General features: G+C 61.5%; 16 protein-coding genes and 1 pseudogene. 16 read left to right on the forward strand and 1 reads right to left on the reverse strand.

Features of this window, described 5'->3' with window-relative positions:
• Nucleotides 1-66 precede the first annotated feature (66 nt).
• Nucleotides 67-645: a hypothetical protein gene (locus B5527_RS18590; RefSeq protein ID WP_154072348.1), complete on the reverse strand. Its 579-nt coding sequence runs from the start codon at nt 643-645 to the stop codon at nt 67-69.
• Nucleotides 646-2,209: 1,564 nt separating this feature from the next.
• Here B5527_RS18590 and B5527_RS18600 point away from each other — a divergent pair.
• The 16 genes and pseudogenes from B5527_RS18600 to B5527_RS18665 all read left to right on the forward strand — a co-directional run bounded on the left by B5527_RS18600 (nt 2,210) and on the right by B5527_RS18665 (nt 15,864).
• On the forward strand, nt 2,210-3,199 hold the full coding sequence (locus B5527_RS18600; protein WP_079607367.1) for a formylglycine-generating enzyme family protein: 990 nt from the start codon (nt 2,210-2,212) through the stop codon (nt 3,197-3,199).
• Nucleotides 3,200-3,232: 33 nt separating this feature from the next.
• Nucleotides 3,233-5,059, forward strand: coding sequence for an arylsulfatase (locus tag B5527_RS18605; protein ID WP_079607368.1), 1,827 nt, complete (start codon nt 3,233-3,235; stop codon nt 5,057-5,059).
• A gap of 52 nt (nt 5,060-5,111) precedes the next feature.
• Nucleotides 5,112-5,230, forward strand: a pseudogene (locus tag B5527_RS46370) (haloacid dehalogenase-like hydrolase); the annotation flags it as partial.
• Nucleotides 5,231-5,273: 43 nt separating this feature from the next.
• Complete coding sequence (locus B5527_RS18610) at nt 5,274-6,689, forward strand: DUF1254 domain-containing protein (RefSeq protein WP_079602826.1); 1,416 nt, start codon at nt 5,274-5,276, stop codon at nt 6,687-6,689.
• 215 nt (nt 6,690-6,904) lie between these two features.
• A complete protein-coding gene (locus B5527_RS18615) occupies nt 6,905-7,162 on the forward strand; it encodes a hypothetical protein (protein WP_079607369.1) in 258 nt (85 codons plus the stop codon).
• A gap of 800 nt (nt 7,163-7,962) precedes the next feature.
• A complete protein-coding gene (locus B5527_RS18620) occupies nt 7,963-9,366 on the forward strand; it encodes a tyrosine-type recombinase/integrase (protein WP_079602827.1) in 1,404 nt (467 codons plus the stop codon).
• Between the two features lie 225 nt (nt 9,367-9,591).
• A complete protein-coding gene (locus tag B5527_RS18630; RefSeq protein WP_079602829.1) occupies nt 9,592-10,155 on the forward strand; it encodes a hypothetical protein in 564 nt (187 codons plus the stop codon).
• A gap of 84 nt (nt 10,156-10,239) precedes the next feature.
• Nucleotides 10,240-10,452, forward strand: a complete 213-nt coding sequence (locus B5527_RS18635; protein ID WP_079602830.1) for a helix-turn-helix transcriptional regulator — start codon at nt 10,240-10,242, stop codon at nt 10,450-10,452.
• A gap of 262 nt (nt 10,453-10,714) precedes the next feature.
• On the forward strand, nt 10,715-11,053 hold the full coding sequence (locus B5527_RS18640; RefSeq protein ID WP_172842587.1) for a transcriptional coactivator p15/PC4 family protein: 339 nt from the start codon (nt 10,715-10,717) through the stop codon (nt 11,051-11,053).
• Entirely contained in the window at nt 11,050-11,457 is a 408-nt protein-coding gene (locus B5527_RS45370) for a hypothetical protein (protein WP_172842588.1), read from the forward strand. The genes B5527_RS18640 and B5527_RS45370 overlap by 4 nt, the downstream gene beginning before the upstream one ends.
• A gap of 118 nt (nt 11,458-11,575) precedes the next feature.
• Nucleotides 11,576-12,679 carry an AAA family ATPase gene (locus B5527_RS18645; RefSeq protein WP_172842589.1) on the forward strand — a complete coding sequence of 368 codons (1,104 nt, stop codon included), beginning with the start codon at nt 11,576-11,578 and terminating at the stop codon, nt 12,677-12,679.
• 1,060 nt (nt 12,680-13,739) lie between these two features.
• On the forward strand, nt 13,740-14,654 hold the full coding sequence (locus tag B5527_RS44135; RefSeq protein ID WP_154072350.1) for a hypothetical protein: 915 nt from the start codon (nt 13,740-13,742) through the stop codon (nt 14,652-14,654).
• Between the two features lie 56 nt (nt 14,655-14,710).
• The gene (locus B5527_RS44140; RefSeq protein ID WP_154072351.1) at nt 14,711-14,881 is read left to right on the forward strand and encodes a hypothetical protein; all 171 of its coding nucleotides are present in this window, start codon (nt 14,711-14,713) and stop codon (nt 14,879-14,881) included.
• 25 nt (nt 14,882-14,906) lie between these two features.
• Nucleotides 14,907-15,107, forward strand: coding sequence for a hypothetical protein (locus B5527_RS18660; protein ID WP_079602835.1), 201 nt, complete (start codon nt 14,907-14,909; stop codon nt 15,105-15,107).
• 8 nt (nt 15,108-15,115) lie between these two features.
• On the forward strand, nt 15,116-15,298 hold the full coding sequence (locus tag B5527_RS44145) for a hypothetical protein (RefSeq protein WP_154072352.1): 183 nt from the start codon (nt 15,116-15,118) through the stop codon (nt 15,296-15,298).
• 35 nt (nt 15,299-15,333) lie between these two features.
• Nucleotides 15,334-15,864 carry a hypothetical protein gene (locus B5527_RS18665; RefSeq protein ID WP_154072353.1) on the forward strand — a complete coding sequence of 177 codons (531 nt, stop codon included), beginning with the start codon at nt 15,334-15,336 and terminating at the stop codon, nt 15,862-15,864.
• The last annotated feature ends 50 nt before the right edge of the window (nt 15,865-15,914 follow it).

Below are 15,914 nucleotides of genomic sequence, written 5' to 3' on the forward strand. Positions count from 1 at the left end.
AGGGCAACGGTGCTGCGGTGGCGCCGGCAGAACTACGTGATCGGGGTAGAGCCGACCATGTTCTAGCTAGTAGGTGACATTGAGCCTGACTTGCGTCTTCAAATTGTAAACCGGGTAATCCCTGATGAGTGGCACGCCGAGCTCGAACGACAAGGTGACATTGTCAGACAATTGGCGTCCGATTCTGGCGTCGAACGGAAGGAACAACCGTCCGGTCTGGCCGGTAATCGGATCTCCCAGATTTATCCGGATGTCTGCGCTTGGATAAAAGCTGAGAAACCACCGGTCGGGAAGGCCCAGGTTGAAAGTGGGCGCGAACTGCAGGTTGCTGATATTTTTGCTTGTCGGATCGCCTGCGAAACTGACGTCGTATCGCACGACCGGCTCGAAATAGCTGGACGAATTGATCTCCCATAATGCGTAACGCATACCGGCAACTGGCATAATCTGCCATTTTCCCGAACCGATAGTGTCTCCGCCCGTAGGCATGATAAGGCGGGCGCCGAAGCCGACCGTCCAGCGCTGGTTCAAGTTGTGCACGATGACGGCCTGGAGATCGGCGTCACCGACGCCATAAAGGTAATCGCCGTCGGGATTGCTGGAGTTGACCGGATTTTTGGCGAGAAGAGGCAGATCGGCGCGCAATGCGAGGATCCACAGCGGCGCCAGATCCAGCGCGTGATCCATCCGCAGATTTAGTCTGTCGGTCGTGACATCGCGAATTGATCCTGGCGTGCTGCCGCCTCCCGGAGCCGTCCTATAATCGTACAGGATTTGAAAGAGGTTCGGCGGGGGCCGAAAGAGATCATTGCCGTTATTGGCGTTTTGATCCTGGGAAGGGGCGCTCTGTGCCGCTGCAACGTTCGGTCGCAGCGTCAGGACTGCAAGAAAGCAACCGGCGATAACAACGTCGGCAACCATGACGCCGCGCCTTCGAGAGCGGCGCTGCGGAACTAGGGCACTTTCCAGTTCGGTGGCATCATCCTTCGAGACGCATCGCTTCGCGATGCTCCTCAGGATGAGGTCTGAGACCCTCATGGTGAGGAGCGCGGCAACGCCGCGCGTCTCGAACCATCAGGCCCGTTGGGTGCCTGATGATGGTTCGATACAACTGGAAAATGCGTTAGTCGCATTTGTTGTTGGCCGGTAACCCATCTCGTTCGTTGTTCATTCTCAATCACCCATCTTAAGGGATCAAGTTGACGCTTCCGGAGCCACCCGCGGCAGGATGATCCTTATTTCGGTCCTTCGTCAACTCGCTGACGGCGCGAGTTCACCACGCTTCACTACGGCATCTGCTGACGAAATAGGCTTTATCAACGGTCGACACGATCGAGCCCGTGCGTGCCAACCGCGCAGCCAATTCGCCTGACGCTCGATTCGATTGAACCCACTGCAAACCTCCTCGCGGCATTTGCGACCAGCGGCGGCCATCGAAGTCGGCCGTGAAGCGCGAAGCCTTTTCCGGCGAGCAAAGGATTTGCCGGGTTGTCGTCGCAGCGCTTCAGATAGGAGGCCACGGGCAGCGCCGAAAATCCGTGATTGGTTAGTCACAACGGAAAAAATGATGATGACCGTTATAGCACAGTTGCAGGGTTGGCGAGGCCGGGTCGCGTTTTCGCTTTGCGCTTGCGGCTCTGAGCCGCATCGCTGCCGCATTGTTTGAATTTAATTCTCGCACAAAGCTGCATTCGCTCGGCGTATATAATCGATCAATGCGAGACATACTTCGATCCATGAAGGAAGTTTGCTTCGATCCATGAAAGAAGTTTGGCGTCGGGCGCGGCTCCCTGTCGCACCGACGCAAAATTCGCTCAGATCGGCGAACAATTTGAGGTTGACCGCTAAAACCGAGCGGACGAGCTTGCTTGGGGACGCGATCAAATAGGGAAGAGGTGCTGACCGAGATCCTCGCCGCGCACGTCAATGATGCGGCGGGCAAACATGAGAGGACTTGGAACGAAGGGACTTGGAACGAAAGGGCTTGGAAAATGCAATCGACAATGATGACTTTCGTTCGTCAACGTGGCTGCGCACCAAAGACTTTCAAGGGCACGGCCTGCGCGGTCATAATTGGTTTGGCTGGTTTCGCGATGACGGCTTGGCCGATTGCCGCCGGCACCCGGTTACTGCCGGTACCACACCGATCCGAGCCGGACGCAGGGATTCTGGGACGTTTGTCCGCAATAGCGCGCGTCTGGAGCGGGCGATGACGACGCCGCGAACCGACATCGAGCGCGACGATCGGTCATCGGAAGACAGCCGGACCGGCGGCATGGTCCGGATTCCCGGCGGCACGTTCCGCATGGGATCGGACCATCACTATCCCGAGGAAGCGCCGGTCCATCGCGTGACGGTGGACGGCTTCTGGATCGATCGCACGCCGGTAACGAACCGTCAGTTCAAGGCGTTCGTCAAGGCGACCGGTCATGTCACCTATGCGGAGATTCCGCCTGATCCAGCCGACTATCCCGGCGCTCTTCCGCACATGCTCTACGCCGGCTCGCTGGTGTTTGCTCCACTTCCGCGCGTGGTCAACCTCAGCGACTGGAGCCAGTGGTGGACCTTCATGCGGGGCGCCGATTGGCGCCATCCTTACGGTCCCAAGAGCAACATCAATACATCCGACGATCACCCCGTCGTGCACGTTTCCTTTTCGGACGCGCTGGCTTACGCAAAATGGGCAGGCAAGGATCTGCCGACCGAAGCCGAATGGGAGTTCGCTGCGCGGGGCGGCCTCGACGGCGCCGAGTTCGCGTGGGGCGACGAATTCACGCCCGGCGGCGCGCATATGGCCAACACCTGGCAGGGTGAATTCCCTTTGCGGAACCTCAATCAGGACGGATTCGAGCGGACGTCGCCGGTTCGCGCCTTCCCGCCGAACGGCTACGGCCTCCACGACATGATCGGCAATGTCTGGGAGTGGACGGTGGACTGGTACGCATCGAAGCACGAGGCCGATGCGCCAAAGGCGTGCTGCATTCCCGAAAACCCGCGCGGCGGTCGGGAAGAGCAGAGCTACGATCCTTCTCTTCCGGACATCAGAATCCCGCGCAAGGTGCTGAAGGGCGGTTCGCATCTCTGTGCGCCAAACTATTGCCGTCGTTACCGGCCGGCCGCGCGCCACGCCGAGGCGATCGATACGTCAACCAGCCACGTTGGATTCCGCTGCGTGAGGAGGACGCCGGCCGCGGAATAATTGTCAGTCCTCATGGTGAAGAAGGAGCCAAAAATGCCCGACGACACTGAAGAGCACGACCGACACCAAGCGCCCTTGAATGAAGGTCATACCCCCAGCCGTCGTAATATCCTGCTTGGCTCGTCGGCGCTGGTGGCAGCGGCGACGCTGACCTCCGGGGCGCTCGCGCAGGCACAAAACGCCGCGCCGGCTGCTGCTCCGACAGCGCTTGCCGCTCCATCCGGCCGCAAGCCGAACATCCTCATCATCTGGGGCGACGATATCGGGATCGCCAATATCAGTGCCTACTCCAACGGCCTGATGGGTTACGAGACCCCGAACATCGACCGCATCGCCCGCGAGGGCATCAAGTTCCAGCATTACTATGGCGAGCAGTCCTGCACTGCCGGCCGGGCGGCATTCCTCACCGGGCAGCATGGCATTCGCACCGGCCTCACCAAGGTGGGATTCCCGGGTGCACCGATGGGCATGAGCCAACTGGACCCGTCGGTCGGGGGGCTTGTCAAAAACTTGGGTTATGCGACCGGCCAATTCGGCAAGAACCACGTCGGCGACCGCAACGAGTCGCTGCCGACAGTGAACGGGTTCGATGAGTTCCTGGGCAACCTCTATCATCTCAATGCCGAAGAAGAACCGGAGCTGCCGGATTATCCGAAAGACCCGTCCTACCTCGCCAAGTTCGGCCCGCGCGGCGTTCTCAAATGCAAGGCCACCGACCGCGACGATCCCACAGTCGATCCGCGCTTCGGCAAAATCGGCAAACAGACCATCGAGGATACCGGTCCGCTCAACAAGAAGCGTATGGAGACCATCGACGATGAAACCTCGGCCGCGGCGATCGATTTTATGAAGCGCCAGCAAACGGCGGGCAAGCCCTTCTTCTGCTGGTTCAACGCGACGCGCATGCACCTGCGAACCCACGTCCGCGCCAGTCATCGCGGTCGCTACACCCACGGCGACAGTGAGTATGTTGATGGCATGATGGAGCACGACGACACGGTCGGCACGCTGCTCAAGGCCCTCGACGACATGGGCATCGCGAACGACACCATCGTCGTTTACTCCAGCGACAACGGCCCGCACATGAACACCTGGCCGGACGCTGCGATGACCTGGTTCCGCAGCGAGAAAAACACCAACTGGGAAGGCGCCTTCCGGGTGCCGTGCCTGGTGCGCTGGCCGGCGGCCATCAAGCCTGGCACGGTGACCAACGAGATCATGAGCCACAACGACTGGATACCCACTCTCTGCGCCATCGCGGGCGAGCCAGACATCGTCAACAAGCTCAAGTCCGGCTACACCGCCAACGGCATCAGTTACAAGGTGCATCTCGACGGCTACGACCAGTCCCAATTCCTGCGCAACGTGAGTGGTTCTGCCGCCAACAACAACGGCACCAAGAGTGCCCGCGACAATTTCTTCTATTCCGACGACGACGGTTTGCTCGTCGGCCTGCGCAAGGGCGACTACAAGTACGTCTTCTCAGAGCAGCGCATGCAGGGCACGATGGGCCTCTGGGCCGAGCCCTTCACCACGCTCCGGCTGCAGAAGATATTTAACCTGATGCAGGACCCGTTCGAGCGGGCGGACATCACGTCCAACACCTACTGGGATTGGCAAATCAACCACGTCGGCGCCGTCTATGGCACGATGGACGATGTTTTCCAGTTCGTGGCGACGTTCAAGGAGTTTCCGCCGCGCTCGTTCCCGCCGAGCTTCAATCCCGCGAACATCCTGGAAGGCACGATGGACAACATCAAGGAGAAGAAAGCGCTGACCGAGGGGCTGGATATGGACGGGATTCGCGGCGGCGTGAACCGGATGATCGAACAGCAGCTCCAGCAACGTGGAGTCAAATAATTTGCGCTGCGTACCGGCCCGCCCGCGGCTGGCCGGTACGACTTCGCTATCGAACCGCTTCATCGGCCGCCGCCTGATTTTTTTGCGTTCGAGAATTCTGACGGTGATCTGCAGATGCTGCAGTGGACGGCGGCGGGCGAGGGCGCCCGCTTCGCCGGCCTCGTCCATCACAATTGGAAGACGGTTTTTCCATTCGAGAAGTGAGGAGACAAAGATGAAGATGTTGTTGATCTCCGCCGTCGCGCTCGTTGCGGCGAATTCGCAGGTTTCCTTCGCGCAGACGTTGACGCCTGATCAACCCGCGCAGCGTAGCATCGAGCGCCGCGCGGTCGAGGCCGTGAACTGGGGCATGTCAGCCGTCAATTACGACCTGATGCTGCAGGAGATGCTCACCAAGACCTCGGGCAGGGTGAACCAGATCATCTACTGGTCGCGTCCCCTCGACTGGCACAACCAGACGCTCACGCCCAATCCGGATGCGATCTACTTCATGGCCTTCTTCAACACCAAAATAGGTCCGATCGTGGTCGAAGTGCCTCCTGCGGATGGGGACAGCTCGCTCAATGCCAACTTTGTCGATGTCTGGCAGATTCCGCTTGAGGACGCCGGGCGGTACGGGGTCGACAAAGGTGCGGGAGTGAAATTCTTGATCCTGCCGCCCGGTTCCGGCGATGCCGTTCCCACAGGCTACACGCCGCTTCGCCCGGCTACGTTCGGCGGCTACGTATTGCTGCGCTCGAACCTGGCAAGCCACGGCACTGCCGATGTTGCCAAGTCGGTCGCCTATGGCAAGCAGACCAAGGTCTATCCGCTCGCGCAAGCCGGCAATCCCCCGCCGACCATATTCACCGACGCCGCGGACGTGGTGTTCGATTCCACCATCCGCTACGACGCGAGCTTTTTCACCTCGCTCGACCGCATCGTGCAGAGCGAACCGTGGATGCCCCGCGACCGCGCGATGATCGATCCGCTGCGGTCGATCGGGATCGAGAAGGGCAAGCCGTTCAATCCCGATGCCAGGATCAGGGCCGCGCTCGACGCGGGAGCCCGTGAGGCGAATGCCTGGCTCGATTCCAAATACGACGCCGGTTTTACGCCGTTCTACCCAGGAAGCCGATGGACGGTGCCGGCCCTGCCGGAACTCGTTGCCGCCGGGCAGGCGGACTTCAATGATCCCAACAAATATCCGGTCGATGCCCGCGGGCTTACCTATTCCTTTGCCTATATCGGCATCAAGCGCCTCGGCGCCGGCCAGTTCTATCTCATCAGCATCAAGGACCAGGATGGCAGCGCATTTGACGGCGGTAACACCTATCGCCTGACGGTGCCACCAAACCCGCCGGTCGAGCAGTACTGGTCGGCAACGGTCTACGACCGCGCGACGCATGCCCTGATCCGCGACCTGCCGCGGGCTAGCCGCTCCTCGCAAATACGCGAGATGCAGAAAAATGCTGACGGTTCGGTGGATGTCTACTTCGGCCCGCAGGCGCCTGCGGGCAAGGAGTCGAACTGGGTGCCGACCAAGCCCGGCGGCCAGTTCGAAGTGATGTTTCGCGCCTACGCGCCAACCAAGGTGTTCTTCGACAAGACATGGAGATTGTCGGATATCGAGAAGGTAGCGGCGCAATGAAGGTGAGAAGGTCCGTCTATTCGGATTCCGGGTGCCATGGAGGGCCTCGGCGCCAAGAGCATGGAAATGCTTTTCGGCCCTAAAACTGATAGGATCGGCACCATTACCCTTCGACGGCGTTGACCGTCGCCCTCGCGGGTTTGCGACGATTGACTGGCATCCTGACGGCGCCCCTGGGATGCAGCCGGACGAGGAGAGATGAGAGGGACAGTCGGATGCCAAGAAAGGGAATCACAGGCCACGACGAATGGGTTGTTACGGAAGCGCTGGCCACAGCGATAATCGCGCTGGAGCAGCTTCCGGCGAAACACCAACCGCGCACCCATATGGACGAAATCAGGAAGCTCCTGGCCGCCGGTTGCCAACCCGGAACCCTCAGCCTGCACCTCGCGCAAGCAAAGTGCAGATTGTTTCCCGACATTGATCCACTGACCATTTATCGTGAATACGGCCTTGGGGACGGACAAGGCTAAAAGAGATGCCCGTCCATGTGCACGGCGCCCACGTAAGCTCGATCGCAAGGTTGTTGAAGCCAGCCGATACCCCGCGGGCCGCCGGTTTACGCCGGCGGGCAGGGGTCCCCTTGGCTATTTGCAACCCGCGTCTTTATCCGAACAGTAAAAAGTTCAGAAGCGCATAGTACAAGGCGCCAAAAGCCGGCAACGCAGCGACACCCAGAACAGCTATTCGTGCCCAGTTGATGGGGTGCTCGTAACCGTTCGCAAGGCCCGCATCTCCGGGGTATCGACCTGCAAAAACCTCACCGGGGTGAAGCGCACGAACGTGGGATACCGGGGTGTTCGACATGTGGAAGCTCCATCAGGATTCACTGGAACGCCGAATGCGTGAAGCTGATGTAGACCCGTGGTCCGCCGGCACCATTAAATTGAATTTTATAAAGCGTTCCGCTGGCCGGCCTGCCGAATTGGCGGGACGACATAAACGCGGAAAGGCCAATCCGGGAACGGATGTGACCCGTTTTTTCGGCCTGTCGCCGAAACCGGGTCAATGGAGACCCAAAAGTCATAGAGTTTCAGGCGGGGAAAATCAGTTTTTGGCTCCCCGGGCTGGATTCGAACCAGCGACCATTCGATTAACAGTCGAATCTTGGCGTCCATCCTAACCCATTGACGCAGAATCATTTTCCCCTGTCTGCACCGAAAACCCCTGATTTTTAGCGGACATTTGCGCAAACCACTTGACTGTTCGCAGACACGCGCAGACACTCACGGGACATTCAAGGTGCAGACATATTGCAGACACGGGGGACGGGATGGCCGAACAGATCAGCGAAAAAATTGTGGGGAACCTGCCGACGCCGGGATTGATCCAGACCGGCAAGCAGAAGGGCAAGCAGAAGCCGAACGAACTCCACTATTTCAGCGGCGCCACGCTGCAGGGCAAGAAAGCCCCGAGCGGCTTTGCGGTGCGCGTCACCGCGGCGGGCACAAAATCCTTTGTCTGGTTCCACCGCGTCGACGGGAAGGGCTATCTCGAAACGCTGGGAAGCTGGGACAGAAATCCCGGGGGCGGGGAGTTCAGCGTGTATCGGGCGATCGTCAAGGCTAAGGAGCGCGCCGACGAGGTGTCCGACGGCAGGGGCAAGGACGGCAAGAAAGTGGATCCCAGGCCCGACCGGACCCGGCGCCGCGAGGATGCAAACAAGCCCACCGTCGCGAACGTATCCGGCCTGCTCGACAGCTACATCACGCGCTACCTCAAGGCCGGGAAACTCCGCAGCGCCGGCATGATCGAGGCCCAGCTCAAGCGGCTGGTAAAGCCGAGCATTGGGAAAATCGGCATCCACGAATTGCGGCGCTCGCATGTTTCGCGAATGCTCGACGATATAGCCGAGGGTAAGGCGCGGGACGTAGACGGCGAGTTGGTCAAAGGTGGCCCGCGGATGGCCGATTTGGTGCTGGCCTATGTCCGCAAGGCGTTCAACTGGTACGAGGTGAACGGCCACGACGATGATTTCACCTCGCCGGTTGTCCGCGGCATGGCGCGGCTCAAGCCGAGCGATCGGGAGCGGGAGCGCGTTCTTTCCGATGACGAGATCAGGGACGTTTGGTCCGCGCTCGACAGCATCACCGAGCCCGCCTGCTTTCCCGCCTATGTCAAAACGCTGCTCTTGACCGCCACGCGTCGCAGCGAAGGCGCGGACCTGAGCACGACCGAACTTGAAGGCGAGATTTGGACGATTCCCGCCGCGCGCTACAAGACCAAGCGTGATCATGTCATCCCGCTATCCGTGCCAGCCCGTGAACTGATCGCCAGCGCGGCGCCGGCCAAGCCTGCCAAGAACGCGCATTTCGTTTTTTCGACCACCGACGGCGCGAAGCCGTTCAGCGGATTTTCCAAGGCAAAGCTCGAGCTCGACAAGGCGATTGCCAAAATCCGTGAGCGGGAAGGGCGCCCGCCAATGGAGAATTGGACGCTGCACGATTCGCGCCGCACCGCGCGCACGCTGCTTGCCAGGGCAGGCGTAAGGGACGACGTCGCCGAGCGCTGCTTGGGCCACGTCATCAAGGGCGTCGAGAAGGTCTATAACCGCTATGCCTATCTTGAAGAAAAGCGCGCCGCATTCGAAGCGCTCGCCGCGCTCGTTTCGAGAATTTTAAATCCAACTTCAAACGTTGAAGAACTCGCATCGCGCAGGGGCAAGCATGAGCAGTGAGAAAACAAGCTATCGGGGCCACGCAAGGGCCGTATTGTCCACCGCCGGCATCACGATCGGTCAAGACCTCGCATCCTTGACCGGCAATCAACTCGGGGCGATTCGCTCAGAAGCGGCGGCGGCTTATGTGGCTAAGCACGGGAAGGCCATGCCGGCCGATAGTGCCGCCTACATCAGCAAGCGGTATGATCTTCTACAGCAGCGCGCATCGCAGCGGGGGAGGGCATGACAGCGCGCCCGCTCATTTCAGAGATTGAAGCGATAAACATCGTGGGCCGGGCGATTTTCGCCAAAGGCTGGATCGGAGAAGCCCGGGCGAAAGCGCCCGGCAAGATGATGCTCGTTGGCTTGTCGTCTGAGGATTTGGACTTGATAGCGCGGCGAGGCCCGCGACCGGGCAAGCGCGGCGGCACCACAATCGAGCCCTGCCGTCAAACCATCGAGATACAGCTTGACCAAGCACTAGGCCGGCGCGTGCGGGCAGAGGCGCAGCGCGGCGCGGCGGCGGAATGGTTGATGGATCATCGCATCGATTACCAGCAGGGCAGGGGCTATGACCCCAACACTATCATCGCGGCCTTGAAGGTGGATCCACCCAAGGCGGCCGACGCGACGGCAAGGCGCGGGCGCCCCTCAATAATCGGCGCCATCAGCACTTCGATGCAGCAGGAGGTTGCCAACGGCACACGAACCGAGGCCGAGATCAAAAAGGCGAGCGATAAAAATCTGCGAAAATGGTACGGCGCGGATCCGGCCACATGCAGAAAGGCTCGCGAACTCGCCTTTTGATTATTTCCTTTTTTCTCATTTTCTCAAAACTCAGCAAATCACGGACAACTGCGGCCTATCGCAACCCAGCGGGAGCCGCCGCAGATGCAAACCGACATACTCAAGGACTACATTTCCCGGGACGATCTCGCCGCTAAACTCGGCAAGAGCGTGAAAACGCTTGTCCGGTGGGAACTCGACGGCAAGGGACCGCCCGTCACGCGCGTCGGCCGCGACGTGCTTTACCGAATCCCGAGCGTTGAAAAGTGGCTGCAGGCGCAAGAGCGCGCGGCCCAGGGCACCGCACACGCCGCTTAAACGAAAAGGACGGACCCGCCACAGGCCCGCCTCCATTTCGTCATGTCCGATCCACCGTCAAGAAGACCGAGGCCGCTCCAATGCCACAAAGTCCGAGCCGTCGCAACGCACGCCACTTTTCGCCGCAGGATCGAATCCGCATATGCCGGGCCATCCATCGCCAGATCATGCTCGAATACTGGCAGACCGGAACGCGCCGCCGGAACGTGCTGGCGAGGATGGCGATCGGCCTGCCACCTATCCCGCGCCGGGAAGCGCGGCAATGAGCAGCTATCGCAAGACCGATCGGCAAATGCCGGTTCGCCAGTGTCCGATCGCAGAGAACGAGCCGATCGAGATCGCGAAGTTCTGGAAATCGCGAAATCACGCCGAGTACGTCCGCGTCGAACTCTCGGAATACAAGGGCCACCAACTCATCAACGTGCGCATCTGGCAGACCGGGACGGACGGCATCGACCGCCCGAGCACCCGGGGAATCGCAATGTCGGTTCGCAAACTTCCGGAACTGGCAAGCGCGCTGGCAAAAGCGGAAACCATGGCAATCGAGCTCGGCCTGATCAGCGACGGGGCCGCCGGCAGCGACCAGGGCGGCTCCGAATGAATATCGCGGCAGCCCATATGCTCGAACCGGAGCCGATCGAGATCGACCCGCGGCCATGTGAGTTGTGCGGCCGCACGATCGACCAGCACGAGTGCGTCGACCAGGGCGAAGGCCCGGAATTTCACTGCTTCCCCGACGATGACATCGTGGCGCAGTGGGAGCTTGCCGATCCGCGCGACGCATGGCGCCACACAGGCGAAGTGCCACCGGCGGCAGATGTCCGCAACTCGGACATTTCGGCGAGGCCGGCGAAGGCGCCGCAGTACCGGACGCCGCAATCGACGGTCGACGCATTCCGCCTTGTTGCCGGGCGCGACGTCGCGCACCTCAGGGCATGGCTCGGCAATCGCCCGAAAGATGCTCCTTACCTACTTTCCCTTCTGGAGGGCCAGGCTCATGATTAGCCGAGCCGATATCGTCGACCTGCAGCGCGAATTCGCTCCGCGCAGCATACCGCAGCGGGCCATCCTGCAGCCGCCGGCTGACTACACGCCGCTGCCCACCGGTCCCGAGGATTATGGATTGCAGACCGACGGAGAGCCGGATTTTCCTGAGCCCGCGACCGAACCGGCGTCGCTCGCATTTGTCACGCCTCTGGACTGGCCGGAGGGGGCGCCGCCAGCGGTCGATTGGCTAGCCAATCAGAGGATCCCACGGGGCGACGTGACGACGCTGCACGGCGATGGCGGCGCCGGGAAAACGGATATTGCCTGCCAGCTTGCAGAGGCATGCGCGCGCGCCGCGCCGTACTGGTTCGGGCACGAGGTCACGCCCGGGCCCGTGGTGGTCATCAGCGCCGAGGAGCCGCAACGGGAATTGCGCCGGCGCATCTGGTTGCACCGCGAGCGGGACGGATTCGACGCCGCCGATCTTGGTAACCTGCATCTCTGGTTTCCCGATGACGTCGCGGGCGCCGTGTTCGCCGTGCCAGATCGCAGCGGCATCATGCAGCCCACGCCGCTTTTCCGATCAATCGAGGCCGCGATCGCGCGGATTGCCCCCGTGCTGGTCACTGTCGACAACGTGGCCGCCACCTTCACCGGCAACCAAAACGACCGCACGATGGTGCGCAGTTACGTCAACCTTTGGCGAACGATCGCGCGCCAGCCCAGCCGCCCCGCGGTGCTGCTGCTCGACCATCCCAGCCTGTCAGGCCTGACAAACGGCAACGGGCGAGGGGGCAACATGGATTGGCGCAACGCCGTCCGCTCCGCGCTCTATCTGCGCGTTCCCGAGGACAAGTCAGAGGCCGACGCAGGCATTCGCGTGCTCGAGACCCAGAAATCGAATTATGGTCCCACCGGCCAGCCCATTCGGCTGCAATGGGCAACCGGCGGCCTGCGCCTGGAGCAGGGCCCGAGCTCGCTGGTACGCCTCGCCGAAGATGCCAAGGTCGACGACCTGTTCGTGCGCCTGCTCGACAAGTTCAGCGCCCAGGGCCGCGACGTGCGGTCGACCACCGGTTCAGGGTATGCGCCAGCGGAGTTTGAGGACGACCCTGAGGCCAAGGTCGCGGGAGTGAAAGCGAAGGCTCTCAAGGTCGCGATGGCTCGCCTATTCGAGGCCGGGAAGATCATCACCGTGCAGGGCAAGCGCTCGAAACACATCGAAAGGGCACCGTCATGAGGTTGACAAACGCCCCTACAAACGCCCTCCGAGCGGCTGCAAACGCCCTTGCAGACGCCTATGCAAACGCCCCTACAAACGCAGCAGACGCCGGGCGCACACGCCCCCCCATACCCCCTATGTCGTTTGCGCCGCGCGCGCGAGGCCACAAGCACCGCCCAAGCCGCCCGCATTCAGACACGGCTGCGCTATCGCTCCGCTCGCGTCCGAACGCTCATGCACTACAGCCACAAGCCCACCAATCCATGCCTGAACCGTCACCTTGCGGACCATCCCGTGACGTAGCGCCATCAACCAACCAGCCCCCACACCACACGCCTTTGCTCGCATTCCCGCAGTCCCCGTGCCGTCACGTAAGGATGGGAAGGGCGATTGGGACGTGTCTCGTGCTGACGATCGAGGCCAAAACATTCTCGCCGAGGCCGATCGAAAGGGATTTCGCGCGGGCTCTATCAGCTATCACCACACTGTCAGAGAGGAAGACCCGCGCGCGTGAGGCTGAGCCAGGCACAATCCGATCGGACGACGCCGTTCGGCAACCGATTGTGCAGACACAGTGCAGACACGTTGACGATGATCCGACGAAATGCCATGTTTGACGGTGATTTGCGAGGCAGACCACATGATCGAATGTCAAAGGACCGGCCAGCGCGAAGGGATTTACGCGCGCGATGTTGCAGCATCTTCAACACTGTTTCTGCAGAAGACGCGCGCGAGGCGAGGGGGTGGGTGGGCTCTCCCTGGAGATCGCGCCCAGGACGAGGCCAGGACAAAATTGATCGATCGGCGACCGCGCTGGTATCCGCCCCTCCCGATTTTCCTCTCCAATCATCGCAACCCAGATTTTTGTTTTCCACTCGAAAAGGCCTGAAAATGCCTAAGCGCCAACTGATCCCGCGCGACCACAAAACCACACGGGCGCTTGTCCGCGCGAACGTCAACGCCAGGCCTTTCGCGCTTTCGCCGAAACGGTTCTACGGCGGATCCCCTTCACTCACGACGGCAATCAGAAACGCCAGCCGCAAGCGGCGGCCGATCACTCTCGCGGAGCACGCCTAATATGTCAGACACTCTCGCCACCGTCGCCACACCGTCAGCACCACCGGCGCCCAGCAGTCCGCCGGCACCAGCAACGGCGCCGGCGCAGGCCTCACCGGCATCAGGGCAACATGTAACGCCCGGCACGCCTGAATGGGCGGCCCTGTCGGCCGAACAGCGGCACGCCGCACTGAGAGGTCCAGAAAATCCCCGGGCCCGCGGTCACTCACCGGCGCGAGATCAGCGAGAGGCAGCGGCGAGCCGCGCCGCGGGCGAAGGCGCCCCGGGCGAGGTACCGTCCGCGGACCAGCAGACGCCGCCAGCAGCCGGCGAGAAATTTAAGGTTGGCGACTACGAGATCGACGCCGAAACGCTCGGCGAAATGATGCGGCGGCAAGCTGTTGACGACCAACGCCGGCTGACCTTGCCGCCAAGTCCGGAGGCCTACGAAGCCAAGCTGCCGGCCGATCTCAAGCTGCCCGGTGGCGTCGAGTACAAATTCGACGTCAACGATCCGACTATGAAGGCCGCCCAGGCTATGGCCCACGCAAAGGGCTGGAGTCAGCAGGACTTTTCCGACGCTCTCGCCATCTATGCCAGCCATCATGCAGCGCAGGAAGCCGCGCTTGCCGAACGCTCCCGCGCGGAAGTCGCCCGCGCCGGCGTCACTGCTCCGCAGAGGGTTGATGCAGTGGGCCGCTTTATCACCGCCGAGATGGGCGAAGCCGACGCCAAGCAGATCCGCGCCTTGATCGTGACGGACTCGATGCTGCGTTACCATGAGCGCATGATGCAAAAGATCAGCAGCCAGAATACCGCGTCATTCTCGCAATCGCATCGGGTCGCACCCGATCCCAGCGGCATTCCCGGTTACGAGGGAATGAGTTTCGAACAGCGCCGTTATGCGCAGGATCAGAACGCCGCTCGACGTCGATAGGGCGACCAACAAAACTGCGACCCCCGAAATAAATCACGCCTTGCAAGGAGACAAAAATGAAGATCACCCGCACGTCGCCGTCGCCAGCCGCTAAATCGAGGTCGATCAAGAGTTTCAAGCAACCACAGCCCGCACCGAAGCCGATAAGCCGTCCCGCACCGTCGAACGCCGTGGCGGCCCATGCGGTGCGCGTCGCGAAGAGGGCGGCCTCGTCCAGCGCCAAATGAGCAATTAACCAGAGGATCCTGAACCGTGGCGCTTTTCTCGCTCACCGTCGACCTGCCAATCCCCGCGCTCGAGCGGAAGAGCAGCGAACTCGCCTTCATCGAACGAGCCCTCGCACTAGCTGTGCAGGATGTCCGCTCGGCCGGCGGCGCCAAGACCTCAGGCAATATCTTGAATGACGGCGCCACGGTGATCGGAAGCTGGGTTTATTCATCCCAAGCAGCCTGAGGCAAGCCATGTTTATCATCGATCGAGCCGCCTACGTACGAGCAGCTACAGGGGCGATGCTGACCGGCCAGCCGTTCGAAACCCTGGTCGACGCCTGTCGTCGACAAGCCGCGGAAGAAGCCGCCGCCAAGGTAGTCAGCTTTACGGACATGCGCATGAAGCTTCGGCCACCGGTCTCGACGGAGACATGATGTCGGGCCCCGCGGTTCCTGAGAATATGCAGGGGATGAGCGACATCGAGGCCCTTGATGCGGTCGCCCTGCAGACCGGCATTCGCGTGAATGAGCGGACGCACCGCGGCAAGCTCGGCTGGTCGATTAGCCCGAATATCGAGCGCGCCTCGGCGCCCCGCGAGAGGGGCAAGCCTGCCGCGGTCCAGCAGAAGGCCGTGGCGGCGGTTGCCGTCGGCCAGCCGGCACGAAGGCTGACAGCGGTTGCCAAAATTATCGCCGACTATCCTGAGCTGGTCGAAGCGTTTCGCGAGCGCCTTGATGAAATGGGCATGACACGCCAGGAGCTTGACCATCAGGCAGGCCTGCCCGATCGATATGCTGGAAAAATCTTAGGCCGCGGCAGGGTTAGGGCGCTTGGGTTGCGAAGCCTAGGGCCGGTGCTCGGAGCATTGGGTTTTCGGCTGCTCCTGATTGATGACACGGCCCAGACCGCGAAAATTATGGCGCGGCGCCAGCCCCGTGAACGGCCGGTGCGCCAAACCCCTGCCTGCGCAGTTTCGGCGGCCAGCATCGCGGGCGATTGATCAGCCTACAAGCGCGCGCCTTGAGTGCGTTGCGGCCCGACTCCCCGACC

Origin of the sequence: Bradyrhizobium erythrophlei (assembly GCF_900129425.1) — a bacterium.
GTDB classification, from domain to species: Bacteria; Pseudomonadota; Alphaproteobacteria; order Rhizobiales; family Xanthobacteraceae; genus Bradyrhizobium; species Bradyrhizobium erythrophlei_C.

Excerpts from the sequence above, each read along its gene's own strand:
- B5527_RS18600 (WP_079607367.1), top strand. The coding sequence starts at position 2,210 with ATGACGACGCCGCGAACCGACATCGAGCGCGACGATCGGTCATCGGAA.
- B5527_RS18615 (WP_079607369.1), top strand. The coding sequence starts at position 6,905 with ATGCCAAGAAAGGGAATCACAGGCCACGACGAATGGGTTGTTACGGAA.
- B5527_RS18665 (WP_154072353.1), top strand. The coding sequence starts at position 15,334 with ATGAGCGACATCGAGGCCCTTGATGCGGTCGCCCTGCAGACCGGCATT.
- B5527_RS44140 (WP_154072351.1), top strand. The coding sequence starts at position 14,711 with ATGAAGATCACCCGCACGTCGCCGTCGCCAGCCGCTAAATCGAGGTCG.
- B5527_RS18605 (WP_079607368.1), top strand. The coding sequence starts at position 3,233 with ATGCCCGACGACACTGAAGAGCACGACCGACACCAAGCGCCCTTGAAT.
- B5527_RS44135 (WP_154072350.1), top strand. The coding sequence starts at position 13,740 with ATGTCAGACACTCTCGCCACCGTCGCCACACCGTCAGCACCACCGGCG.
- B5527_RS18620 (WP_079602827.1), top strand. The coding sequence starts at position 7,963 with ATGGCCGAACAGATCAGCGAAAAAATTGTGGGGAACCTGCCGACGCCG.
- B5527_RS18630 (WP_079602829.1), top strand. The coding sequence starts at position 9,592 with ATGACAGCGCGCCCGCTCATTTCAGAGATTGAAGCGATAAACATCGTG.
- B5527_RS18610 (WP_079602826.1), top strand. The coding sequence starts at position 5,274 with ATGAAGATGTTGTTGATCTCCGCCGTCGCGCTCGTTGCGGCGAATTCG.
- B5527_RS18640 (WP_172842587.1), top strand. The coding sequence starts at position 10,715 with ATGAGCAGCTATCGCAAGACCGATCGGCAAATGCCGGTTCGCCAGTGT.
- B5527_RS44145 (WP_154072352.1), top strand. The coding sequence starts at position 15,116 with ATGTTTATCATCGATCGAGCCGCCTACGTACGAGCAGCTACAGGGGCG.
- B5527_RS18635 (WP_079602830.1), top strand. The coding sequence starts at position 10,240 with ATGCAAACCGACATACTCAAGGACTACATTTCCCGGGACGATCTCGCC.
- B5527_RS45370 (WP_172842588.1), top strand. The coding sequence starts at position 11,050 with ATGAATATCGCGGCAGCCCATATGCTCGAACCGGAGCCGATCGAGATC.